A 1,077-nucleotide genomic window follows, 5' to 3' on the forward strand; every position below is an offset into this window, starting at 1 on the left:
TTCTCTTCCTGTCTTCGGTCTTGTTCTCGTCATCCCGCGGAATCGTCTCTCTGGCAGAAGCGACCTGTCTCGATTCCTCTTCTTCCCGGGGGGGTGACTCCCGGCCGGTTCCGGGATCTCCGAGGGGGAAGTTTCGCGCGAGCTCCTTTTTCCTCGCCTCCTGGTCGGCATCCTTGAGCTTGATCGAGAAGAAGTCGATCGGTTTGCGGTGATGGTCCCGGATGGCCGTGATGATATCACCCTTGTTAGGCATTTCGGAGAATCCATGGATCTTTTCCAGGATGGTAATGCTGATGACCGGATGGTCGCCCAGGGAGTAGAGCTGTTGCCTGTAAACGGGGATCTTTCCGAGGTCGTGGCCGAGAGCGGCGATGATCGCCATGGGCGTCATCGGACCGGGATCGACCAGGCGGAGCATCTCCACGGCCGTGTCCAGGGCATGCTCGCGCAGGGTGACCCGGGCCAGGCGGTTGTAAGCGCCCGTCTCCAGGCTCGCCTCGATCTCCCCGTGGGAATTGACCACGGAGGGGCAATCTCCTTCCCGGTCCAAAGTCTCCAGAATGCCCTCGACAACCTGCCTCGCCTGGGGAGGGAAACCGGCCTTGTCGCGGACATTTCCTATGTAGAATGCGTTCAAATCGGGATCGCGGAAAGGGACGCTGGGCTCATGAGTTCCATCCTGACTCTTTTCAGTTTCCTTTCTTGCTTCTCCCTCGTCTTTTTCGAGGGATGATTCCGTCGTTTCCTTCTGCGTCCAGATCCCCGCCAGTCGCTCCAGGACAACCTCCCGTTTTTCATTTAATGAAGATATTTTGGGATTCCGTGATCTACGCATGGTGGAGATGTAGACGCGGACAGCGTAAAAAGCGAGGCAGACGGCCGCGAGGATGAAGAGAATCGTTATGATCGTTTTCATGACTCGGCAGCAAGGTCCGGGAACCTGATTTCCAGGTAGAGTGGTGAGACATCGAGACTCCGCCCGCGGAACAGGCCGGAATAAGTCATGAGGTAGAATTCCCTCTCTTCGAGCCCAAGGATGTCGGATGGCTTCAGGATCGTGTCCTCCTCTTCCCGGAC

1 protein-coding gene is annotated in these 1,077 nt (G+C 57.3%); it reads right to left on the reverse strand.

Annotation, left to right across the window (positions count from 1 at the left end):
• Positions 1–916, reverse strand: a 916-nt coding sequence (locus CW742_RS14785; protein ID WP_292421700.1) for an HD domain-containing protein, incomplete at its 3' end; no start/stop codon positions are given.
• Positions 917–1,077: the final 161 nt, after the last annotated feature.

It is taken from the genome of Methanoregula sp. (assembly GCF_002835825.1).
In the GTDB taxonomy this organism is placed as follows: domain Archaea; phylum Halobacteriota; class Methanomicrobia; order Methanomicrobiales; family Methanospirillaceae; genus Methanoregula.